We start from the raw sequence: 21,782 nt of genomic DNA, 5'->3' as shown, positions 1-21,782 counted from the left end.
AAATGTGTTAAAGGTCAATGCGGGAAGCTTTAAAAAATCTTTCACCGAAGCATGTACCATTCTTGCAGCGGTTAAAGTTCAAACAACCACCTTCAGTTTGAATACGATAGATGTCATCTTCCAAAATGTCTTCCATGCCGGTGCTCAGAATACCAACGACTTCGCCTTTGGTGTTGAATAACGGAGAGCCCGAACTTCCTTCAAAAGTATCTACTTCAAGTTTTAAGTAATTTCTGTCGGAGGAATCCTCAAGAACTTTTCCCAGATCTTTTTTCAGAGGAAGACCCAGTGGATAAGAAAGGCTCAATAAAGCTTCTCCTCTGGCAAAAACCGTTTCCGGAGCAATTTTCACCGGAGTGACATCTTGCACATCGCGGTCTAATTCGACAATAGCGTAGTCAATACCTTTAGCACGTTCATTGGTCATCGCCACGATATTTTTGCAATGATAGACTTCAGAGTCAGGAGCCGTCTTTGTCAGAGACTTTTGTAAATTCCAACCAAACAGGAATTTCGTATCTGCACAACGATCTGCTTTATCCATGCAGTGACCGGCAGTCAGAACTTTGTTAGGTCCGATAAGAACACCCGTACAAAAACCTAGAGCTTGTTGCTTAGCGAATTTTTCATCGGGACAAATAGGAAGATGCTTATCGAGGGCGGCCGAGTCTAAATTCCAAATCTCGCCTTGTTTTGTCATTTTACGTTCTTCAACAAGCATGGCCGTGGCCGAAGCCGCAGAAATAAAAGTCTCGTTTTTGCTCACATCTTCGCGCGAGTCTTTGCCGTAAATAACGCCTGTTCCTCTAGAATCAACTTCGGAAGTGGACTGTTTTTCAGAACAAGCCAGCACAAAGAACGGCAAAAGAAGAAGCGTTAAAAATCTCATTAAGGCTTCTCCGGTTTAGGATTGATAAGTCCCGTTACAACGCCATTGATGGCAAGATAGCCATCGTCGTGAGCACTTTTCTTAGGGCTCATGTGAAGCCAGTGGACAACGCCTTTAAACGGAGAATAAGGATCTGCGACAAAATCACCACAAGCGACGATTTCATCGCCGGGTCTATTTTCTGGAAGGGGACCGAACTTTGTATTGTAAATCACTTCGATGCGGTCGTCTTCGGAGTTTAAATCACGGTCGAAATCGACTTCAAAATGGACGTGCTTTTGGCGGTCTTCCATCACGCGGACAATGATGCCTTTAATAAAAGCTCGTGCAGTTTCTTTTTTATCAAGATGATCGCGCCAAACGAGGACCTGATTTTCGTTAAAATCAAGACGGTCTTTTTTATCCATGCAGGCAGGCAATTTAGCAAAGCCTTGAGAAGAAAAAATCAGCAAAAATGAGAAGAGAAAAAGACCGTGTTTCATTGCTCGCAAATATACCAGAAAGACCGCTGTCTTCCCTTGCGGAAGGCAGGGTGTGAAAACTATTTCAAGGCTGTCTAAGATTTCGACACTTTAATATTTGGCGCCAGAATCAATCCAGCGTTTCAGGTAATCCAGCTCATCAGCCGTTAGAGGGGCGATTCCCGTGCGAGTAGGAGGCATAAAGCGTTTATACATGCCCGGCACTACGATTTTATAGAGAAGGCTGTCTTCAGCCGTTTCTTTGATGAGTTCTTTGGCATTAATATGCTCAAGATCTTCTAGAACCGTCTTTTTTGCCGTCTCGGTTGTGTGGCAGCTTAAGCACTTCGGAGCTAAAATCTCAGTCTTTAGATTTTCAAAACTCAGTTCGAGAGTTTTGAAGTCCGTTTTTGGTTTTGCTTTCGGAGCTTCAAGTCCCGCGCAAGCGGGAAGGTCTTTTACTTTTTGCACTTCGATACGGTTGTGAGTCTGGTCTTCAATCCATGTTTCAAGGATTTGTTTTTCGCATGCTGTGAGCGGCTTGTAGCCTGAAGAACGAGGTGGCATGGATTCCTTATTGACGGCACCTAGAATGGAATCTTTTTGCGCCAAAACTTTTTCGGCGGTGTTCATGCTGCGGTTGCCGGTGGCGTGACACTCTAAGCATGTGCGCATAGAAACAGAGGCAACGACTTCAAAGCTCACTTTTTGATCGGCGAATTGGAAAGCTCCGACTTTAGGAAGGCCATCGGAAGTTTTAAAAAGCCCCACTTCTTCCAGAGCATAACTGCATCCGGTTAAAGTGAATCCCGCTATCGCCAAAGAAATCAAAAGTGTCTTTTTCATAAGTCCCAGGTTTTACCAAATTTTGTGAGAACCGTGGGGCGGTTTTAAGAGCGTGGAATTAAATACAAGAGCTGTCTAGAAAGACGACAGATTTTAGTGGCGGCCTTTGAATTTCAATTTTTGAAAAAGGTCATTGTCGTCAGAAGCGGGTTTGCGAGACCCTTTGGCATCGTTCACACAAGACTGGCGCTGTTCATCAGAAAGGTCTTTATCTTCGCCACATTTTTCCAAAGCTTGGGGATTAAAGCTCTTACCTTTAACGCTGTCCCAGCAAGTCCAAAAAGCCGCATCGTCTTTTTGCAGATTGCAGACGGCACCTGCATACCAATCGACGTCTTCTTTTTCCGTGCGCTCTTTGCAGCTTTGAATGTCTTTTTCTCCGATAAAGCGCTCACAGTATCCAGAAGGACTTGCAGGCTCAATCGCCAAAGTTAACAGTGGAATGCTGGCAATTAAAATTAACGAATACCAAATGTGCTTCATGAAGCGACCTTGATTTTGAAAAGAACTGAATACATAGCTTTCAGCATGTCGGGGTCATAGCGGCCCGCAAGCTTTTCTTTCATCATTGTCACGGCATCAATCGGAGTCATTGGAACGTTGTAAGATCTTTGGGTCGTCATCGCATCGTACGTGTCGGTGATAGCGACAATGCGTGCGAAAGGATGAATTTCGTCGGCAACAAGCTGTTGCGGATAACCGTTGCCAGCCCAAGATTCGTGATGCTCAAAGCAGGCGGCTTTGATAGCATCACTGATGTTTGGATGATTATTCAAAATCACAAGGCCATACTGCGGATGCATTTTCATTTGTTCCCACTCCGCATCCGTCAGGCCGCCTTTTTTGCAAAGAATATCAAGACTGACATTGCGTTTACCGATGTCGTGGAATAGAGCTCCAACGCCCAACTCCTCTAGGGTTTTTGCGTCGTAACCCAAAGCCTTGCCTAAACCCAAAGAGTAAATGCTGACATCAAGAGAGTGATTGTAAGTATAAAAATCGTGGCCCGAAAGCGAGATCATAAATCCCATCGCCTCAGGAGCATTTTCCATAAGATCAATGAAGTCGGTGATGATGGGACGTGAGTCATCAAGGGCTTTGTTCACATCTGGATTTTCAAAAAGATCTTCCATCAAAGCGACAGAGGATTCCCGCAAGATCTTGGCTTTTTCAAAAGGATCAATGGCGTCCGAGTTCATTTCTTCACGAACCCAGTCGCGATATTGCTGTTTGTCTTCGGTTTTTACGAAGAAAGAATCTCCTGTGTCCTTACGGTGCATGGATTTGATTTTTCCGTCAGAAAGACGGTCTCCGGCACGTAAATACAAGATATGTTTTTGGTCCACGTAGATATAAATATCGAAAGTGGTCACTTTGCCAGGGCGAATCGTGTTTAAGCGGATGCGAAAAAAAGAAGAAGACTCCATATATCAAAATTCTGCCATGGATACATTGACTTAGAAACAAAATCCTGAATAATCGAAGGCGATGGCCCTTCGTCTAGACACCCAAATTCAGTATCTTAAAGGAGTTGGACCCAAGCTCGGAGATCTCTTCTCACGGAAGGGATTAAAGACATTGGGCGACCTTATAGAGTTCTATCCAAGAGCCTACGAAGATCAAAGGGCTGCTCGTAACATTGCCAGTCTCAAACCGGACGATATTGTCAGCATCAAAGCTCAGGTTGTGGCGGTTCATAGTATCAATATGGGACGCTCGACACGAAAAATGTATGACGTCGTCGTGCGCGACTCTTCGGGCCAGATTCATTGCAAATACTTCCGCGTTCCTTACAGAGGATACTTTGAGCGCTTTAAGCCATTTACTGAAGTCCGCGTTGTCGGCAAAGTGACGGAGTATCGAGGACGCATCGAATTTCATCATCCGGACATTCGCGATATTGAACCTGACGAAGAAACTCAAGATGCGTTGATTCCCCTTTATACGGAAATTGAAGGTCTTGCGACGGCGAAAATCATGAAGCTGGTTCGTCAGGCTTTTGCGCAAATGGAAGAGTGGCCACCGGAAGCTTTGCCGAAGTGGATTCTTGAAAAATATCAGCTTAAACCTCGCAAAGAGGCCCTTAAAGAAATTCATTTTCCCGATCCAAGCAGAGCTGCGGAATACGCTGAGTTTCGAAGTGCCGCGCAAAAAAGAATTATCTTTGATGAGTTTTTCTGGCTGGAGCTTTATTTAGCTTCTAAAAAAACAGGCTTTCAAAAAGAAGGCGCTCCGCGGATTCAAAACAAAGGCGAAAAACTCACAGCCTTGGCAAAATCGCTGCCGTTTGAAATGACAAACGCTCAGAAAAGAGTGTTTGCAGAGATCAAAGCTGATCTTGAAAAATCTCATCCCATGCATCGTATGGTTCAAGGAGACGTGGGGAGCGGTAAGACCTTGGTGAGTTTCATGGCGGCGATCTATGCAGCGGAAAGCGGTTTTCAATCTTGTTTGATGGCTCCGACAGAAATCCTCGCTGAACAACATTTTAAAAATGCTAAAAAAGTTTTAGAACCTTTGGGAATTCGCCTGGCGATGCTTGTGGGGAAAACCAAAGCTTCTGAAAAAAAACAAGTCCTCGCGAGTCTTCATGCCGGAGAAATCGATTTGATTATCGGAACGCATGCTTTGATTGAAGATGACGTGCAGTTTGCAAATCTAGGGCTCGTGATTATCGATGAACAACATCGCTTCGGTGTCGAGCAGCGTGGTGTTCTTAAAAACAAAGGAAATTCGCCGCATTTCTTAGTAATGACGGCAACACCGATTCCGAGAACTCTGGCTATGACGGTGTACGGAGATCTGGACGTTTCGATTATTGATGAAATGCCAGCAGGACGAAGTCCGATTCAAACTCGCGCGACTTATGAAAGCAAACGTCCGCAAGCCTTGCAGTTTATGCTAGAGCAATTGCAAAAAGGTCGACAAGCATACATCGTGTATCCTCTTGTTGAAGAGAGCGAAAAGATTGATTTAAAAGATGCGGTTTCCGAATACGAAAAATTGAAAACACAATTTCCGCAAATCAAGTTTGGTCTTTTGCACGGGAAAATGAAGCCTGACGAAAAAGATCAGGTGATGACTCAATTCCGTAATCAAGAAATTCAAGTCTTGGTGTCAACAACCGTGATCGAAGTGGGAGTGGACGTACCCAACGCGAATATCATGATCATCGAGCACGCCGAGCGCTTTGGTCTTTCACAGCTTCATCAGTTGCGTGGGCGCGTGGGGCGGGGAGAATACAAAAGCTTCTGTATTCTTATCATGGGCTATGCCGTTTCTGAAGAAGGACGTCAAAGAACAGAGATGATGGAAAAAACTTCGGACGGATTTAAAATTGCCGAGTTCGATTTAGAAATGCGCGGTCCTGGGGAATTTATGGGCACGCGCCAATCGGGCCTTGCCGGATTTAAGATGGCAAATCTTGTACGTGACATGCAGATCTTGCAAAATGCTCGCGAGGCGGCTTTTGAGGTTTTAAAGAAAGACCCCAAACTGAGCTACCAGGAAAATATGGAATTGCGCGCAGAACTTTTGCGTGAACATGGACCCGCAGCCCTTGCGGGAATTGCATAAACCCTAATTTATTCGGTATTTCGAATTGAGACGTTTTTTCTCGAGGATTTCTTATTTTGGACTCTAAATTAGTGCTCCAAAAAAACCGATAAATTACTCATGATCAAGTCAACTTTTTGTACGTTTTGGGGACTGGCTCTTTTCTCTGTCATGCTGACTTCAACAGGTTGTACGTTGGAGGCATTGCTTGAAAAGGGAGAATCAACATCCAAGATTTTAGATGATGTGATTCCGCTTTCTATCACCATGGATGTGGGCTCTTCAAAAGCTATCGAGCCTTCCGGCGGAGTTCCACCATTTACCTATAAGACGGCGACATCTGGATTTTTGGATACGTCAACCGGTCTTTATTCCATCCCAACAAATGCTCAGTTAGATGACGAAGTTATCGAGATCACCGACAGCACTGGTAAAACTTTTGCTGTGACCGTCCATCGTAAAGGGTTTCGCGAGTTCAGGAAAATCGACATGCCTCAGTCGGCTCAAGATCAAAATTTTATCAGCGATGCTATTTGGTTGCCGTCAGGAAAGATTCTGGCGACAGCAGTTGGCAGTGATAATATGGGCGAGCGCTGGGCCACATATCGAAGTTCTGACGACGGGGTGACGTGGAGTCGCGTTGATCACTTTATGGGTTTTCACTATAACGGTGAGTCACATCCGTTGGCGATGGCGGCAAAAGGCAGCACGATTTTTGTTTGTGGTTATTCTTATCGTTATGATCAAGAGCCGACAGATCCTAATTCAGGATGGTTCGTAAGAAAATCTACAGACGAGGGAACAACATGGTCTACGTCTGATGCGTGGTGGGAAAACGCGGGGAGCGATCATGTTTGTTACGACATCGCTGTTTCTCCGGCGACAGGTTTTATTTATGCCGTTGGTTACGCAGACACGGCGACTGGCATGAGCTGGATTGTTCGTGAAAGTCAAAATGACGGAGCCACTTGGCAAACTATTTATCAAAGCGCAGGGATTTCTGGTTGGGATATCTCTGCTTATCAGATTGATATCTCTCCTTCGGGCGATCTTTTTGTCATGGGTAAATCGGGTTCTCCAGCGAATATGTATTTCTTAAAGGGAACTTTTAGTGGCGGCACATGGACTTGGACACCGGCAACCACAATTCCCGCAGTGGTTAATTTCGGAGATTATGAATTGCGCGGAACTTTGAAAGTTGTAGATGACAACACGGCTTATTATTCCTGCTCCGTGGGTGGCGTAGGAAAAGTTTATCAGACGCTCGACGGTGGAGTTAGTTGGACACAAGCATATTCTGGGCAGGGTCTTTTACAGGGAATGACGAGAACATCATCCGGGGTTTTTATTGCAACGGGAGGCAGTCGCGCAGCCACTCCCAATGATTGGAAAGTCGTTTCCTCCTCGGATGGAATTTCATGGACGGCTCTGGATTTAGATGCGGCACTCGCTCCAACAAAAGATCCTTATGGATTGACGATCGTCGCTGATCCATCGAGCAATAAAGTTCTTGCATTTTCATACAACGACAAAGGCTATCAGTCGACAGTGGCGTATTCGCCGGATGCGGGAGGGTCGTGGACTCTTCGCAGTGAAGTTCGTTTTGAATGGGCTTTCTGGAGTACAATTAAAAAAATAATTCGAGTATCGCCGACGACTCTATACGCTATTTTAAATGCGGGTGACTTAGATGGCAATTGGCCATGGGTCATCATTAAGAGTTCAGACAATGGAGTGACCTGGCAGGATTCAGATCGATTTACCACAGCGGGGACTAATCCCTATATAGAAGATTTGATTCAGGGGCATGATGGTGCCCTCTATGCTGTCGGCATAAAGAGTGGGAACAGGATTATTCGCCGTTCAACGGATGGAGTTTTGTGGACTGAAGTATATTCTGTCATTCCAAATAACTTTAATTCCGCATACCTCCTAACCAATCAGACAACCGAAACATATTTAGCCTATCCCGATGGAACGGATGTCCGTTTTATGAAAACGACAGATGGTGTGACATGGAATCTAGTGCAAACCTTTGCACTTCCGGGTGGTGTTGATGAAATTCGGGTGAATTCGTTAGCAGTGGATCAAGCAGGTCATATATATGCGGTTCTTCTGGAGCGAATGGGAGCAACCGGAGATGTTGTGCTTTACCGGTCCGTGGATAGCGGGGGCACTTGGTCCGAAGTCAAAAAAAGTGCGGTGCAGCCGAGCTTCTGGGATATGAAGACTGTCCTAAAGATGGCTCCATCAGGAGAAATATTCTTCCGTGACGGAATCGACTTATTTCAATCCACAGACAATGGCGCGACTTGGAACACCTTTAGCAATATCCCTAGCGATATCTTGGATATCGGTTGGGCCGCCGGTCGAACATACTTTATGGTTAAAGACACGACTCATAATATTGCCGTGGTCACGGAAGGAGATGTTCCCGGAAGTTGGGTTGTCGTCGAAAGTTTAAAACAAAGACAAACCGTCGGAGAAATTATCGGAGAATATGAAACGGACTTGGCGACAACAGAGTTTATAAGTTTAAGTCCGACGGAATTATTACTCAACTATACTTACAATGATGCTTATCTGGGCGCACGAGCCGTGTTTAGGGTTTTAGATACTTCGCAATAATCATTCGTGGTAAATGGTATAGAGGAAAGAAATACCTCTTCCTCTATACCATCGTGGTTCTTAGTTTACATTAGTCACGATTTCATAAAATCTCATTTGTAAAACCTTGAGACCTTTATTGTCGTAGCTCCAAAAATAATCTTGGAGTCGATCGTCGAAAAGAGGATAGCGTTCTTCAACACCATCGCCATCCAGATCCGCATATATGTACAAGAGCTGCTTAGTCACATTTGTAAATGAAGATTTACCTGATTTTCTCACGGCCACAGTACTTAAAGTGCTGCACACTTCTTCACCTGTGAGTGGATCCGTCGCACATGTGGAAACGCGTGCTTCACCACCGGGTTTCCCTAAAGCTCGCACAAAGACAGAATAGTTTGTGATGCCGTCGTTGTCTGGATCTGGATTCGGCAACTGAAACTTAGCAGTGCCGTCTGTACCATTGGCATCTAAGACTTGGAATTCAGATCCTTCTTGAAGAAGGATTTTAGCCGTTCCATAAAGAGGCATGAAGATTCGATGGCCGTCATTAGTGGACATGTCCGCCGATTTTCCCTTAGAAACTCCGATGATGTTTAAGTTGTAGTGAGCTCCCGAAGGTGCGCCGTTTCCGGCCATGGCTGCTGAACTCATTGATACACAGAAAAGAAAGACTTTTACAAAAGATTGATTCATTTTTTTCCCCCTAAGCAACATGCAAATACCTAATGCAAAATGAGTGCACGGTGCTTTTTAGGGGTGGATGCAAATACAATAGACTTTAATAGTCAGCTTTCTAACTTTGCACATAAGCTTAACATCAATAAAACTGTTTTAAGATGTTGCTTATAAAATAAAGTAATTAATCCGGCATTTATTCGGTACAAACTTTTCGCGGGAGAGCTCCCATGGATTTTAGAAGATCTAACGTGATCCATTTCATCATAAGCTGATCTGAAGCGAAATCGGTTGCTTCTAAATTTTGGTAAGCTGTTTTTCGCTTCCAGCAGTAATCGACATCCCACCCGGCATCTACGGCCTTACGGATAAATGTACTACAACCTTTGAGTGCCGCTGAATGAATAAGGTAATTCAGTTTTTTTGCGAATTTCAAAGTGTTTACATCGAAAGAGAGAATTTGCACAAATGAACATGTATCAATTAGATCATAAATGGCAGCAAGGTCCTGACTGGATGGCAGAATTTTTGCCATGAGCGCGCCTGAAAATTTATAATCCTGATCTGAAAACCCAGCGACCGGAAGGATCTCATGCAGCACCAGCTGAATTTTTTGTTCCTCTGAAAAACCATTCCAGAATTTTTGAGAGATGGTGATGCGAGGAGGAGAAAAGTAAGGATTATTGATGGCGCTAAGATCTTTGCCATTAAGGGAGACAAAGGGTGCCGAAATCACTTCAAGATTCAGGCGCTGTTTTTTGATTTCATTCAATTGAAGCTGTTCAATGTCCTCTAGGGGCTTTGAATCCAGTATCTTAATAGTGTTGTCGAGAACTCTGAAGAAGTCCGCTACAAAGCCGTCACCACCATTTGTTTCAGTTCCGTCTCTGAGAATAACGGCAAATGTTGTCGTGGGAAGCAAAGCGCAGATGAGAGAAGCCAAAATTAATTTTTTCATAGAACCACCGGATAAAGAGCCAGGCTGACATTGTAGAGTTGGTCGCGTTTCGAGCGTTTTTCAGAGATGCTGTTAATACGTGCGCGTGCACGCTGCAATATAACCTTAATTGCGTTCAAATCTTTTTCAGAGACAGGAATTGTCAAAGTGCTATGGTCTCTTAATTCAAAAGGAACAGAATCAATAGCATCATGAGCCTTTTTTAAAAACTCCTTTTGCAAGTTCCTTCTTTTTTCGCTGGTGAAACCAATAGGTACTGTCGAAAAAGATTTGTACAAAACTTCAAACTGATCTCCGACGATACGAACAGCACCTATGCCGATGAGTTGATTGATCACTTCATTAAGTTGAAGCAGAGAAACACCCAATGATTCGGCTAGAGCGGGAAGTTGATTGACCTTCCTGAATTGCAGCAAGTTCAGCGACTCCATAGTGTGGATATGGAGAATATCGAAGTATGTTTCAAACTCTTGAACTGAAAATGTATTCATCCCATTTTTTTTGCTGGGTCTGGAAGACGTTTTTCTGCGATTCTCCAGCTCTACCAAAATATTAGTTTGAACGTCTGATGAAATATTTAGATTTTTTAAAAGCGCCACTGCCGTTGTATGGGTGGCAAGACGCTTATTAGTCATAATGCGAAGGAGTGCTCCGGCTTCAATGTTCAGACTTTTTGCAAAAGCTCTGAGGCTATACCTTGGGTTTTTATATTTTCTTTTCTCAAACTCATTTTTCAGCAGAAGCGATAGATCCATATCAGCCTATTCACAATAGAAACGAAATTTTGTCAAATTACCTTTGCATCTTCTTTCATGAATGAGGGTTCTGTAGCAAGGTTTTTATTAGGCAACGCTCTTGCGTGTTGTTGCTGGAAAAAATTATAGCAACAAAATTTTATTCCAATTTCGTCAGACTGTTTAAGATCAGCTCTCATAAATCCGAACCGTATTGAGTGATATTTTCGAACGTAGGTGGAATATGAAGAGAGGCTCTGCTCTAAAAATTATGACTTTTTTTATATCGACCCAGGCGATCCTTTTATCCGGATGCGGCCTTGAGGCGTCCATCGCGAATATAACTGCGCCGGCGGAACAAAACGATCATAAACAAACTAAAGTTGGCCAGGCCGAGATGACCCAGACGGAGTTCGTTACAACGGCTTCCGGATACAAAATTCAGGGTACGTGGAATGAGTTAGCACAAAAGAAAAAGTTGGCAAACGGATATCAAGTTGAAGGAGTCTTTTATGAGTAACTTCATGTGGAGTTTCCTGGGGGTCCTTCTCGCCTTATTACCTCAATATGTCCACGCCCAGGTTCATAAAGGCATGACATTTCAAGCTTATATTAAACAACCTAATGGTAATCCGTTGACGGTCACCGGGGTTCCGCTTCGACTCCAAGTATTGTCTCCCAATGATTGTATTTTATACGATGAGACCCATGCCAGTATAAATGTTACTGAAGGGTACTTGAACTTGGTGGTAGGTGGGGGAACTCGCAGTGCCGGAGATCCAGGTTTTACTATGGGTTCCGTGTTCAATAATAACGCTTCCAAGTCTAATTTGAACTCGGTTTCGGGTGGAGTTGGAACTTGTACCTATACTCCAACGGCCGGGGAACAAGATGGCAGACGTCTTCGTCTGATTTTTAATGCTTATTCCGACACCATCGACGTCGACTTTAACATTCGTGCAACGGCCTTTGCTATCGAGTCCGAAAGACTAGAAGGTAAGTCGGCAAGCGAATTTATTCAAACATCATCTAAGCTCAGTCAGGCTTTGCTCGAAGACTACTTTGACAAGATGACCGTATCAGCGAATCAAGGTGTCGTGTGGAATGGAAGTGGATTTACCTCCTATGACCCTAAAGACGGAACAAATCTCGCGAATGTTCCTTGGAACGCATTGACGGGAGTACCTTCGCCGATTTCAGGAATTGCAGGACTTAACTGTGCTAACAATGAAATTTTAAAATGGAATGGTTCTGCTTGGGCTTGTGCTACCGATAACGCGGGCGTCGGGACGGTGACCTCGGTCACCGCGCAATCGCCATTGAACAGCAGTGGCGGAGGAACGCCCGTTATTTCTCTTAGTGCAGGCGCTGTTGCCGGACAGACGCTTCGTTGGGATGGCAGTGCTTGGGTCGCGCAAAAAATGAATTATACGGACATGACAAACGCCAATTCGACAAGTCCTTGGCCTGCATCTTCTTGCGGGCTCAATGAGTTTTTAATATGGAGTTCTGCTTCTGATTCATTTGTTTGTTCTGCTTTGAGTGCGACGGGGGTTACAGCAGGGACTTATGGCTCGGCTAATACGATTCCGCAATTGCAAGTAGATGCTCAAGGCCGAGTTGTGGCTGCGATAGGCATTACTGTTAATGACACGACAAAGTTACCACTTTCGGGGGGAACTCTTTCTGGTGATATTAATATGTCAGGAAATAATCTGCTTTATGCAGGTTACATCACGATGAATGCGGGAAAGTCTTTGCATCTTTCCAATAACGCCTCTGATCCTGCGGGACTCACAGCCGCAGACGCTGGGAAAATCTGGTACAACTCAACAACGAACACCGTCAAATATTGGGACGGAAGTTCTGCAAAAAACTTTATCGCGAAAACATGCGCCGTCGGAGAGATTCTTAAGTACAACGGCAGTGATTGGATTTGCGGAACCGCTGATGTTGCCAACAATACAACGTTGAGCGACGGAAAAGTTTGGATCGGTGACGGAACGAACAAAGCGCAAGAGCAAAATCTAACCGGAGACGCCACGCTTTCCAATGCTGGCATTTTAACACTTTCGAACTCCGGTGTCACGGCGGGAACTTATTCAAAAGTGACTGTCGATGCCAAAGGGCGTGTGACAACCGGTGCAGATGTAGATTCAGCTGATGTGGTGACGGCCTTAGGTTATACGCCACTTAACAAAGCTGGCGATGTCATGACTGGCGCAATTGGCTTAGGCAGTTATACAAATGCATCAGAAACCGCTTTGATTGCTGGGTTCGGCTCAGGCGACAAGGGTAAAACTTGGTATAATATCACGACAAATCAAGTAAAGTATTGGGATGGATCTACGGCGATTGCATTAGGTGCCGCGGGCTCCGGTTTGTCTGCGTTGACTGGTGACGTAACAGCATCCGGTTCCGGCTCTGCGGTTGCAACAATTGCTGCGAACGCAGTAACAACTGGAAAAATTCTTGATGGAACTATTCTGGGTTCTGATTTGAATTTCTCAGGAGTGAATACGGCGACATCAGGAATTGCGGTTGTTGATTCCACTGGAAAGTTCTTTAACTTTGCATGTGCGACGACGGGAGATGTTCCAACTTGGACAGCGACAGGTTTTGCGTGTCAGGCTCCGGTACCACTTTTGCCTTCATTAGCCAGTGGAAAAATTTGGATCGGTGATGGAGCGAATGCGGCAGTTGCACAGACCATGTCAGGTGATGCGACAATTGATGGTACTGGTGTTGTAACGGTAAATAATGTGCGCATAGATCGAGTTTCATCAGCAGCAGGACAATATCTTTCGTATAAACCGAATAATGCAGCCTGTGCGAATAATGAAGTTTTAAAATGGAACGGTACGGGTTGGATTTGCGGAACTGATAATGCAGGAACGGGAACTGTGACAGGTGTTACAGCAACAGCTCCTTTAGCTAGTTCCGGTGGTGTTGCTCCCGTAATTTCAATCTCTAATGGTTCGACAGATGGTCAAACTCTTCGTTGGAATGGAACGAATTGGATTGCAGCACAACTTTCAAATTCTGATGTAACTGGTCTTGGTTCTTTAGCGACAAAAAATTCTGTGGATCTTGGAACCGTGGACGCCACGGGAACTTTGGCTGCGGGACGTATGCCGGCCTTGACGGGCGATGTAACTTCAACAGCGGGTTCTTTAACTACAACGCTTGCTAACTCGGGTGTAACAGCGGGGACGTATTCGAAAGTGACAGTCGATGCAAAAGGTCGCGTGACCGTTGGCGCAAGCATTGGTTCGTCTGATGTGACGGCAGCTTTAGGTTACACGCCACTCAATAAAGCTGGCGACGTCATGACGGGCAGTATCGGTTTAGGTAATTATACCAATGCAACCGAGGCAACCTTGGTCTCTGGTTACGGCGCCGGTGACAAAGGTAAAACTTGGTTTAATACAACGACCAACCAGGTGAAGTACTGGGATGGTAGTGCGGTCCAAGCATTGGGCATTTCTGGTGCTGGATTGACATCTCTTGGTGGTCAAACCGGATCTACGCAGACATTTGCAATTGGAGCTGCAGGTCTTGCTCCCGGTTGGTCTTCAGCTTCAAATACTCATACATTGAATATCCCTATGGCATCAAGTGCCGGAACGACAGCGGGGCTCTTAAGCAAAGCTGACTATGATACGTTCAATGCAAAACAAGCCGCGGGTAATTACCTAACTGCATTAACTGGCGATGTGACTGCGTCTGGCCCAGGCTCCGTGGCGGCAACAATTGCTGCGAATGCGGTGAGCACGGGAAAAATTTTAGATGGAACTATTTTAGGTACGGATCTTAACTATACGGGGCTTAATGCTGCCACTTCCGGATTGGTCATTAAAGATAATACCGGAAAGTTTTTTGATTTTGCCTGTGGAACAACGGGAGATGTGGCGACGTGGACTGTGACGGGTTGGGCCTGCCAAACTCCAACGCCTCTTTTGCCAGCATTGGCGAGTGGAAAAATTTGGATTGGTGATGGGACTAATGCAGCTGTGGCACAAACAATGTCAGGTGATGCGGCTATCAGTACGGCAGGAGCCGTAACCGTAAATAATGTTCGTGTGGATCGCGTATCGTCGGCTGCAGGACAATATCTTTCTTATAAACCTAACAACGTGGCTTGTGCGAATAACGAAGTTTTAAAATGGAACGGCACAGGTTGGATTTGCGGAACTGATAACGCTGGAACGGGAACTGTGACTGGTGTTACAGCAACGGCACCGCTTGCAAGTTCGGGTGGCGCTGCTCCCGTAATTTCTATTTCAAATGGTACAACATCAGGTCAAACACTTCGCTGGAATGGAACGAATTGGGTGGCGGCACAACTTTCAAACTCTGATGTAACAGGTCTGGGAACTCTTGCGACTAAAAACTCTGTGGATCTTGGAACAGCGGATGCAACAGGAACTTTAGCGGCGGCGCGAATGCCTGCGTTGACAGGTGATGTGACTTCCACTGCCGGATCAACGGCGACAACGCTTGCGAATTCAGGAGTGACGGCGGGAACATATTCAAAGGTAACTGTCGATGCCAAAGGCCGCGTGACAACGGGAGCTAATATTGCATCTTCAGACGTAACAACAGCCTTAGGTTACACTCCGGTGAATAAAGCTGGCGATGTGATGACAGGACTTTTAGGTTTGAATAGTGTTGCATCGGATCCAGCGGGTTTAACTGCAGCTGACAAAGGTAAAGTTTGGTATAACACGACATCAAATCAAATTAAGTATTGGGATGGAGCTGTGAAAGCGCTAGGTGTTTCTGGCGCAGGCTTAACATCTCTTGGTGGACAAACAGGTTCAACACAGTCCTTTGCGGTTGGCAATGCTGGAACTGCTCCAGCATGGTCTTCAGCTTCCGACACTCACACGTTGAATATTCCAATGGCGTCGACTGCGGGTACGACAGCCGGTCTTTTAAGTAAAACGGATTATGATGCGTTTAATACGAAACAACCTGCAGGAAATTATGTCACTGCCTTAACGGGGGACGTAACTGCGACAGGTCCTGGATCAGTGGCCGCGACGATTGCTGCGAACGCAGTGACAACAGGAAAAATTTTAGATGGAACTATCGTAGGTGCAGATCTCAATTACGGCGGAGTCAATACAGCGACGTCGGGCCTGGTTATCAAAGATAGCACGGGAAAATTTTTTGATTTCGCTTGCGGAACTACAGGTAACGTAGCGACGTGGACGGCAACAGGCTGGGCATGTCAGGCGCCAACACCACTTCTACCTTCACTTGCTAACGGAAAAATATGGATTGGTGATGGAACGAATGCAGCAGTTGCACAAACAATGTCAGGTGATGCGACGATTTCAAATACGGGCGCATTGACACTCGCAAACTCGGGAGTAACTGCGGGAACTTATTCAAAAGTAACGGTCGATGCTAAGGGACGTGTTACGACGGGTGCGAATATTGGTTCTGCAGACGTAGTGTCAGCATTGGGATACACACCACTTAATAAAGCTGGCGATGTGATGACGGGAGCTATTGGTTTAGGTAATTACACAAATGCGACTGAAACGACTTTGACTGCGGGCTTCGGGGCTGCGGATAAAGGTAAAACTTGGTTTAATACGACAACAGCTCAAGTGAAATACTGGGATGGCGCTGCAGTAAAAGCTTTGGGTGTCTCTGGTGCGGGTCTAACATCTCTTGGTGGTCAAACAGGTTCAACACAATCATTTGCAATCGGCACTTCGGGAGCTGCGCCAGCGTGGTCTTCGGCTTCAGACACACATACATTGAACATTCCTATGGCGGCAACAGCAGGAACAACGGCCGGCCTTTTAAGTAAAACAGATTACGATGCGTTCAACTCAAAACAGGCGGCGGGCAATTATATCACGGCACTAACTGGTGATGTGACAGCGGCGGGACCTAATTCAGCGGCGGCGACGATTGCTGCGAACGCAGTAACAACGGGAAAAATTTTAGATGGAACTATTCTTGGTTCTGATTTGAATTTCACCGGAGTGAATACTGCGACCACGGGAATCGCCATGGTGGATAGTACGAATAAGTTTTATGAATTTGCCTGCTCGACAGTAGGACACGTTCCGACATGGACCGCGGCGGGTTTTGCGTGTCAGGCTCCGACACCTTCGTTGCCAACATTGGCCAGTGGAAAAATTTGGATCGGTGACGGTACGAGTACAGCTGTGGCTCAAACAATGACGGGTGACGCGACGATTTCTACTGCGGGAGCGGTCACAATTGCAAACAGTGCTGTGACAAATGCAAAGATGGCCAATATGGCTGCGAATACTTTAAAAGGAAACAATACAGGTGCATCAGCGGCACCAACGGATATAACGATCGCAAGTTTGCAAGGCACAACGGCAACAACTTTTGCTGCGGGTAATGATTCTCGTATTACGGGCGCCGTTCAAAAAGCTGGCGACACAATGACGGGTATGCTGACGCTCGCAACTGGTACGACGGCACTTTCTCCAATGAGAATCCCTGCGGGAACTCTGGTGACAACTCCAGTCAGTGGGAACATCGAAAGCAACGGAACAAATCTGTATTGGACAAATAGTACGCCAGCAAGACAGAGAGTTGTCAGTTATCCAGATGCCAATGCGGCGAACGGACAGCTTCTTATTGGTAACGGAACTGGATTTTCGTTGGCTAACATCACAGCAGGTTCTGGAATTACCGTGACGAACTCTGCAGGAGGAATCACGATTGCTGCTTCTGGTGGTGGCGGAACTGTGACGAGTGTGACAAGTGCGAATACGGATATTTCTGTTGCCGCGACGACAACGGCTCCAGTGTTGACGTTAAATTCGGGAACGGCGGGCGGAGCTGGTGATGCAAACAAAATTGCAAAATTGGATGCAAGTGGTTTGCTTACCACGGCTATGATTCCAAATCATGACGTCAGCAAATTAACGACAGGTGTTTTACCAATCGCTCGTGGCGGTACTAACAACGGAACTCTTGGTGTAACTGCTGGTGGTATCTTGTACATGGATGGAAGTAAAGCCATGACAACAGCGGCGGGAACTTCGGGACAAGCATTGCTTTCTGCAGGTGCCGGCGTTCCAGCATTTGGAACATTGGGACTCGCAGGTGGCGGTACGGGAGCTACAACAGCAGTGGGGGCAAGATCAAATCTTGGTCTTGGTACTGCGGCTATTAAGGATACCGGAACAGCTTCAGGCAATGTTCCTTTGATTGGTGTGAGCGGTATTACGAACAATATGATGTGTACTTCGGACGGAACAGGTTCCGTTATTTGTAATACGGCTATACCGACGTCTCAATGGACCACCTCGGGAAGTAGTATTTATTATAACGGAGGAAGTGTTGGTATTGGAACAATTCCTTATGTCAACTCCTCTCTTCACGTTGCACGTAGTGGAACTTCCCGAGCAACTTTTGGTACAAATGGAGCTGCTGCCACTAGTTCATCGGTTCTTGAGATTGTTACGAAGGACGGACTAAACAGTGGTCTTGCCACTGCCTCATCAAAAGGTTGGGAGATCGAGGGTCGTGGTGATGCTTGGGGTACGGCAGCCAATCAGAATGACTTATTTTTTACGTTTTGGAACGGCATGAGTTCTTCAACTGCAATGATAATTGATAGTGTTACGGGTAATGTCGGTATTGGAACCATAAATCCGACAAAAACCCTTGATGTGAACGGAGCCGTTGCTGGAAAAGCTCCTTGTGGTGGCGGCCCGTCAAGTTGTTCTGGAGTTATTGGAGACGCGGGAGGATCTTTTCCTGCAAGTGGTGTCTATGGAAAATCAAGTGCCAATTCAACCTCCTACGGGATTTATGGTGATGGAACTGGTGCTGGTGTCGGTGGATATTTCACATCGGCTTCTGGCTATGCACTTGTCACGGGAACCGGAAATGTCGGTATAGGTTCAGCAAGTCCGGTTTCGAAACTTCAAGTTTCCGGTGGATCTTTGACAACGGCATATTCATCAATTGCCAGTCTGACGGTTGATTTTTCAACTGCGAACGTCATTTCAACAACAGCCGCTGCCGGCACTCTTGTCTTAAATAATATGCAAGACGGAACAAGTTACACGCTCATTGTTCAAAATACCGGAAGTTACACGCTATCAGGTTCAAGTGTTTCAACTTGGAGATGTGCACCAGCTTGCGCTGGCGGTGTGATCACGAATTCTACGGGTCACGTTTTGATCACGATTTTGAAAGCGGGAACCACGGCTTATGTTAGCTATATCTCGGATATGTAAAATGAATAGATTTATATTTTCATTTTTTGTTTTTTTCGGAATTGTGGACTCGTCGTTTGCGGGAGGAATTGTGCCGACGGGTGCATGGTCGCAGCTCAACTCTTTCAAAGTAAAACAAATTGCAACAGGACAGTTCCATACCTGCGCAATTTTAGATGATTCCAATGTGAAATGTTGGGGTGCCAATGCTGACGGGCAATTGGGGCAAGGACATATAAATGCTCTTGGTGACGGAGTGGGAGAGATGGGTAATTCTCTTGCCGCAATCAGCTTAGGGACAGGCCGAAAGGCTTTGCAAATCTCTGCTGCTTATTATCACACCTGCGCGTTGCTTGATAATGGCACGGTGAAGTGCTGGGGAAATAACGGCGGCGGGCAATTAGGACAAGGTCATACAAATAAATTAGGTGATGGTGCTGGCGAAATGGGCGACTCGCTTCCCGCGATCAATTTGGGTACGGGGCGAACAGCTTTACAAATAGCAACGGGTTATACGCACACCTGTGCTCTTCTCGACAATGCGGCAGTGAAGTGTTGGGGTGACAATACTTATGGTCAGTTGGGTCAAGGCCACACAAATAAATTAGGTGATGGTGCTGGCGAGATGGGCGACTCACTTCCAGTGGTGAATTTAGGAACGGGAAGAACGGCGTTGCAAATTGTAACCGGTTCTTATTTCACTTGTGCTCTTCTTGATAACGCCACTGTGAAATGCTGGGGCGACAATTTTTACGGTCAGCTGGGACAAGGCCACGCAAATGCGTTGGGCGACGGTGCTGGCGAGATGGGCGATTCTCTTGCGGCGATAAATTTAGGAACCGGGCGAACCGCCGTGCAAATAACCGCAGGTGAGTCTCATGCTTGTGCTCTTCTTGATAATTCGACGGTGAAGTGTTGGGGATATAACTTCTATGGTCAGCTTGGGGTGGGCGTTACAACAACGTTAGGTGATGGCGCTGGAGAGATGGGAGACTCTTTATCGGCAGTGAGTTTGGGGACGGGAAGATCGGCTGTGCAAATTATAGCGGCTGCCAATCACACCTGCGCCCTTCTTGATAATTCTGCCGTGAAGTGCTGGGGACGCAACGATTTCGGTCAATTGGGTCAAGGCCACACAAATCGATTAGGTGATGGCGCTGGTGAAATGGGTGATTCGCTCGCCGCTATAAATTTAGGAACTGGAAAGACGGCGTTGCAAGTAGCAGGAGGCTCTGCCCATACTTGTGCGCTTCTTAATAACTCGATGGTGAAATGCTGGGGATACAATAACAATGGTCAACTTGGGCAAGGCAACACGAATAGTTTAGGCGATGCTGGCGGCGAAATGGGCGACGCCCTTTCCGTGATTAAATTGGGAACTTCTCCTTCGCGTTTGATCAAGGTTCAAGATCTGGACTTAATTCGATCAAGACGGTTTAAGCAGATCGCAACGGGGGACTCACACACCTGTGCTATCCTGGAAAATTCACAAGTCAAGTGTTGGGGCAACAATTCATATGGTCAGTTAGGATTGGGACACACCAATAATCTTGGAGATGCCGCTGGCGAAATGGCGAACTCATTACCGGCGGTGGATCTAGGGACGGGACGCACAGCTGTGCAGATTTCCGCAGGTGTTTATCATACCTGCGCCATTTTAGACAATGGGACCGTGAAGTGCTGGGGAAATAATAATGCCGGCCAATTAGGACAAGGTCATACAAATAAATTAGGTGATGGCGCTGGCGAGATGGGTGACTCTTTACCCGCGATCGATTTAGGTACAGGCCGAACGGCCTTACAAATTTCTACTAGTTATAAGAACACCTGCGCTCTTTTAGACAATGGAACAGTGAAGTGCTGGGGGGACGGCTTGTCTGGTCAATTAGGAAAAGGCAACACATCTAATCTAGGCGATGTGCCCGGTCAAATGGGAGATTCACTTGCTGCGATCAATTTAGGAACAGGACGAACTGCACGGCAAATAGTATCAGCCTTCAATCATATGTGCGCACTTCTTGATAATGCTTCCGTAAAGTGTTGGGGCGGCAACGGAGTTGGTCAATTGGGCCAAGGTACGACGGCTAATTTAGGTGACGGTGCTGGCGAGATGGGTGATTCACTTCCCGTTGTCAACTTAGGAACAGGGCGAACCGCTGTGCAGCTTACTGCGGGTTCCGATCATACTTGTGCTATTTTGGATAACTCCACCGTGAAGTGTTGGGGAAACAATAACCTTGGTCAATTAGGCCAAGGTACGACGGCAAATTTAGGCGATGGTGCTGGAGAGATGGGTGATTCACTTCCCGTTGTCAATTTAGGAACGGGTCGAACCGCTGTGCAAATAGCAGCAGGAAACAGTCACACCTGTGCCCTTCTTGATAACTCTACAGTGAAGTGTTGGGGATATAATGGCTCTGGTCAATTGGGCCAAGGTACGACGGCAAATTTAGGCGATGGTGCTGGAGAAATGGGAGACTCCTTGGCAGCGATCAATTTAGGGACCGGACGAACGGCAGTGCAGATGGCGTTAGGTGATAGTCACACCTGTGCTATTCTCGATAATTCGACAATGAAGTGCTGGGGATTTAATTTTTACGGTCAATTAGGTCAAGGCAACACGTCTGGTTTAGGTGATAGTGCTGGAGAAATGGGTGACGCTCTTCCTGCAATCCAACTAGGGACTGGAAAATAAATCGTAACTTCGCAAGGAGAAGTCGTTGATTACTTTTTTTTAGAATGTTGCTTTTTGAGTTTATCGCAACACGAATGAAAATCTCTTCGTCGCTTGTATTCCAGCATCTGTGAATTTCTTAAGTGGTCTTT

Annotated in this window: 12 protein-coding genes; 4 read left to right on the top strand and 8 right to left on the bottom strand. The window is 46.0% G+C overall.

Going from position 1 to position 21,782, the window contains the following annotated elements; all coding sequences use genetic code 11:
* Positions 1 to 7: 7 nt before the first annotated feature.
* The 5 genes from ACLSSO_RS11315 to ACLSSO_RS11295 form a co-directional block, all read right to left on the bottom strand.
* A complete protein-coding gene (locus tag ACLSSO_RS11315; protein WP_413942852.1) occupies positions 8 to 889 on the bottom strand; it encodes a trypsin-like serine peptidase in 882 nt (293 codons plus the stop codon).
* Positions 889 to 1,371 (bottom strand): hypothetical protein, encoded by a 483-nt coding sequence (locus tag ACLSSO_RS11310; protein WP_295900591.1) that lies wholly within the window; start codon positions 1,369 to 1,371, stop codon positions 889 to 891. Before ACLSSO_RS11310 ends, ACLSSO_RS11315 begins: the two co-directional genes overlap by 1 nt.
* A 90-nt stretch (positions 1,372 to 1,461) precedes the next feature.
* Positions 1,462 to 2,196 carry a c-type cytochrome gene (locus ACLSSO_RS11305; RefSeq protein ID WP_295900589.1) on the bottom strand — a complete coding sequence of 245 codons (735 nt, stop codon included), beginning with the start codon at positions 2,194 to 2,196 and terminating at the stop codon, positions 1,462 to 1,464.
* Between the two features lie 93 nt (positions 2,197 to 2,289).
* Positions 2,290 to 2,679, bottom strand: a complete 390-nt coding sequence (locus ACLSSO_RS11300; protein WP_295900587.1) for a hypothetical protein — start codon at positions 2,677 to 2,679, stop codon at positions 2,290 to 2,292.
* Positions 2,676 to 3,623 carry an HD-GYP domain-containing protein gene (locus ACLSSO_RS11295; RefSeq protein ID WP_413942851.1) on the bottom strand — a complete coding sequence of 316 codons (948 nt, stop codon included), beginning with the start codon at positions 3,621 to 3,623 and terminating at the stop codon, positions 2,676 to 2,678. Before ACLSSO_RS11295 ends, ACLSSO_RS11300 begins: the two co-directional genes overlap by 4 nt.
* Positions 3,624 to 3,684: 61 nt before the next feature.
* Between ACLSSO_RS11295 and recG the strand changes: the two genes are divergently transcribed.
* Positions 3,685 to 5,772, top strand: coding sequence for an ATP-dependent DNA helicase RecG (recG, locus tag ACLSSO_RS11290; RefSeq protein ID WP_295900583.1), 2,088 nt, complete (start codon positions 3,685 to 3,687; stop codon positions 5,770 to 5,772).
* Positions 5,773 to 5,871: 99 nt separating this feature from the next.
* On the top strand, positions 5,872 to 8,379 hold the full coding sequence (locus ACLSSO_RS11285) for a hypothetical protein (RefSeq protein WP_413942850.1): 2,508 nt from the start codon (positions 5,872 to 5,874) through the stop codon (positions 8,377 to 8,379).
* 60 nt (positions 8,380 to 8,439) lie between these two features.
* On the opposite strand, the gene ACLSSO_RS11280 is transcribed toward ACLSSO_RS11285, so the two are convergent.
* From ACLSSO_RS11280 to ACLSSO_RS11270, 3 genes are all read right to left on the bottom strand, one after another.
* Positions 8,440 to 9,054, bottom strand: coding sequence for a hypothetical protein (locus ACLSSO_RS11280; protein WP_295900579.1), 615 nt, complete (start codon positions 9,052 to 9,054; stop codon positions 8,440 to 8,442).
* 178 nt (positions 9,055 to 9,232) lie between these two features.
* Positions 9,233 to 9,994, bottom strand: coding sequence for a hypothetical protein (locus tag ACLSSO_RS11275; RefSeq protein ID WP_295900577.1), 762 nt, complete (start codon positions 9,992 to 9,994; stop codon positions 9,233 to 9,235).
* A complete protein-coding gene (locus ACLSSO_RS11270) occupies positions 9,991 to 10,749 on the bottom strand; it encodes a TIGR02147 family protein (protein WP_413942849.1) in 759 nt (252 codons plus the stop codon). Before ACLSSO_RS11270 ends, ACLSSO_RS11275 begins: the two co-directional genes overlap by 4 nt.
* Before the next feature lie 725 nt (positions 10,750 to 11,474).
* Between ACLSSO_RS11270 and ACLSSO_RS11265 the strand changes: the two genes are divergently transcribed.
* Both ACLSSO_RS11265 and ACLSSO_RS11260 read left to right on the top strand, forming a co-directional pair.
* On the top strand, positions 11,475 to 18,977 hold the full coding sequence (locus tag ACLSSO_RS11265; protein WP_413944822.1) for a hypothetical protein: 7,503 nt from the start codon (positions 11,475 to 11,477) through the stop codon (positions 18,975 to 18,977).
* Between the two features lies 1 nt (position 18,978).
* On the top strand, positions 18,979 to 21,651 hold the full coding sequence (locus ACLSSO_RS11260; protein WP_413942848.1) for an RCC1 domain-containing protein: 2,673 nt from the start codon (positions 18,979 to 18,981) through the stop codon (positions 21,649 to 21,651).
* The last annotated feature ends 131 nt before the right edge of the window (positions 21,652 to 21,782 follow it).

It is taken from the genome of Bdellovibrio sp. HCB-162 (assembly GCF_047344985.1).
GTDB lineage: Bacteria > Bdellovibrionota > Bdellovibrionia > Bdellovibrionales > Bdellovibrionaceae > Bdellovibrio.
The sequence above is the reverse complement of the archived record's forward strand: the minus strand, read 5'-3'. Positions and strand labels throughout refer to the sequence as shown.

Bases quoted from the DNA above. Each gene is read 5' to 3' on its own strand.
- ACLSSO_RS11315 (WP_413942852.1), bottom strand. From the start codon at position 889: ATGAGATTTTTAACGCTTCTTCTTTTGCCGTTCTTTGTGCTGGCTTGT.
- ACLSSO_RS11310 (WP_295900591.1), bottom strand. From the start codon at position 1,371: ATGAAACACGGTCTTTTTCTCTTCTCATTTTTGCTGATTTTTTCTTCT.
- ACLSSO_RS11305 (WP_295900589.1), bottom strand. From the start codon at position 2,196: ATGAAAAAGACACTTTTGATTTCTTTGGCGATAGCGGGATTCACTTTA.
- ACLSSO_RS11300 (WP_295900587.1), bottom strand. From the start codon at position 2,679: ATGAAGCACATTTGGTATTCGTTAATTTTAATTGCCAGCATTCCACTG.
- ACLSSO_RS11295 (WP_413942851.1), bottom strand. From the start codon at position 3,623: ATGGAGTCTTCTTCTTTTTTTCGCATCCGCTTAAACACGATTCGCCCT.
- recG (WP_295900583.1), top strand. From the start codon at position 3,685: ATGGCCCTTCGTCTAGACACCCAAATTCAGTATCTTAAAGGAGTTGGA.
- ACLSSO_RS11285 (WP_413942850.1), top strand. From the start codon at position 5,872: ATGATCAAGTCAACTTTTTGTACGTTTTGGGGACTGGCTCTTTTCTCT.
- ACLSSO_RS11280 (WP_295900579.1), bottom strand. From the start codon at position 9,054: ATGAATCAATCTTTTGTAAAAGTCTTTCTTTTCTGTGTATCAATGAGT.
- ACLSSO_RS11275 (WP_295900577.1), bottom strand. From the start codon at position 9,994: ATGAAAAAATTAATTTTGGCTTCTCTCATCTGCGCTTTGCTTCCCACG.
- ACLSSO_RS11270 (WP_413942849.1), bottom strand. From the start codon at position 10,749: ATGGATCTATCGCTTCTGCTGAAAAATGAGTTTGAGAAAAGAAAATAT.
- ACLSSO_RS11260 (WP_413942848.1), top strand. From the start codon at position 18,979: ATGAATAGATTTATATTTTCATTTTTTGTTTTTTTCGGAATTGTGGAC.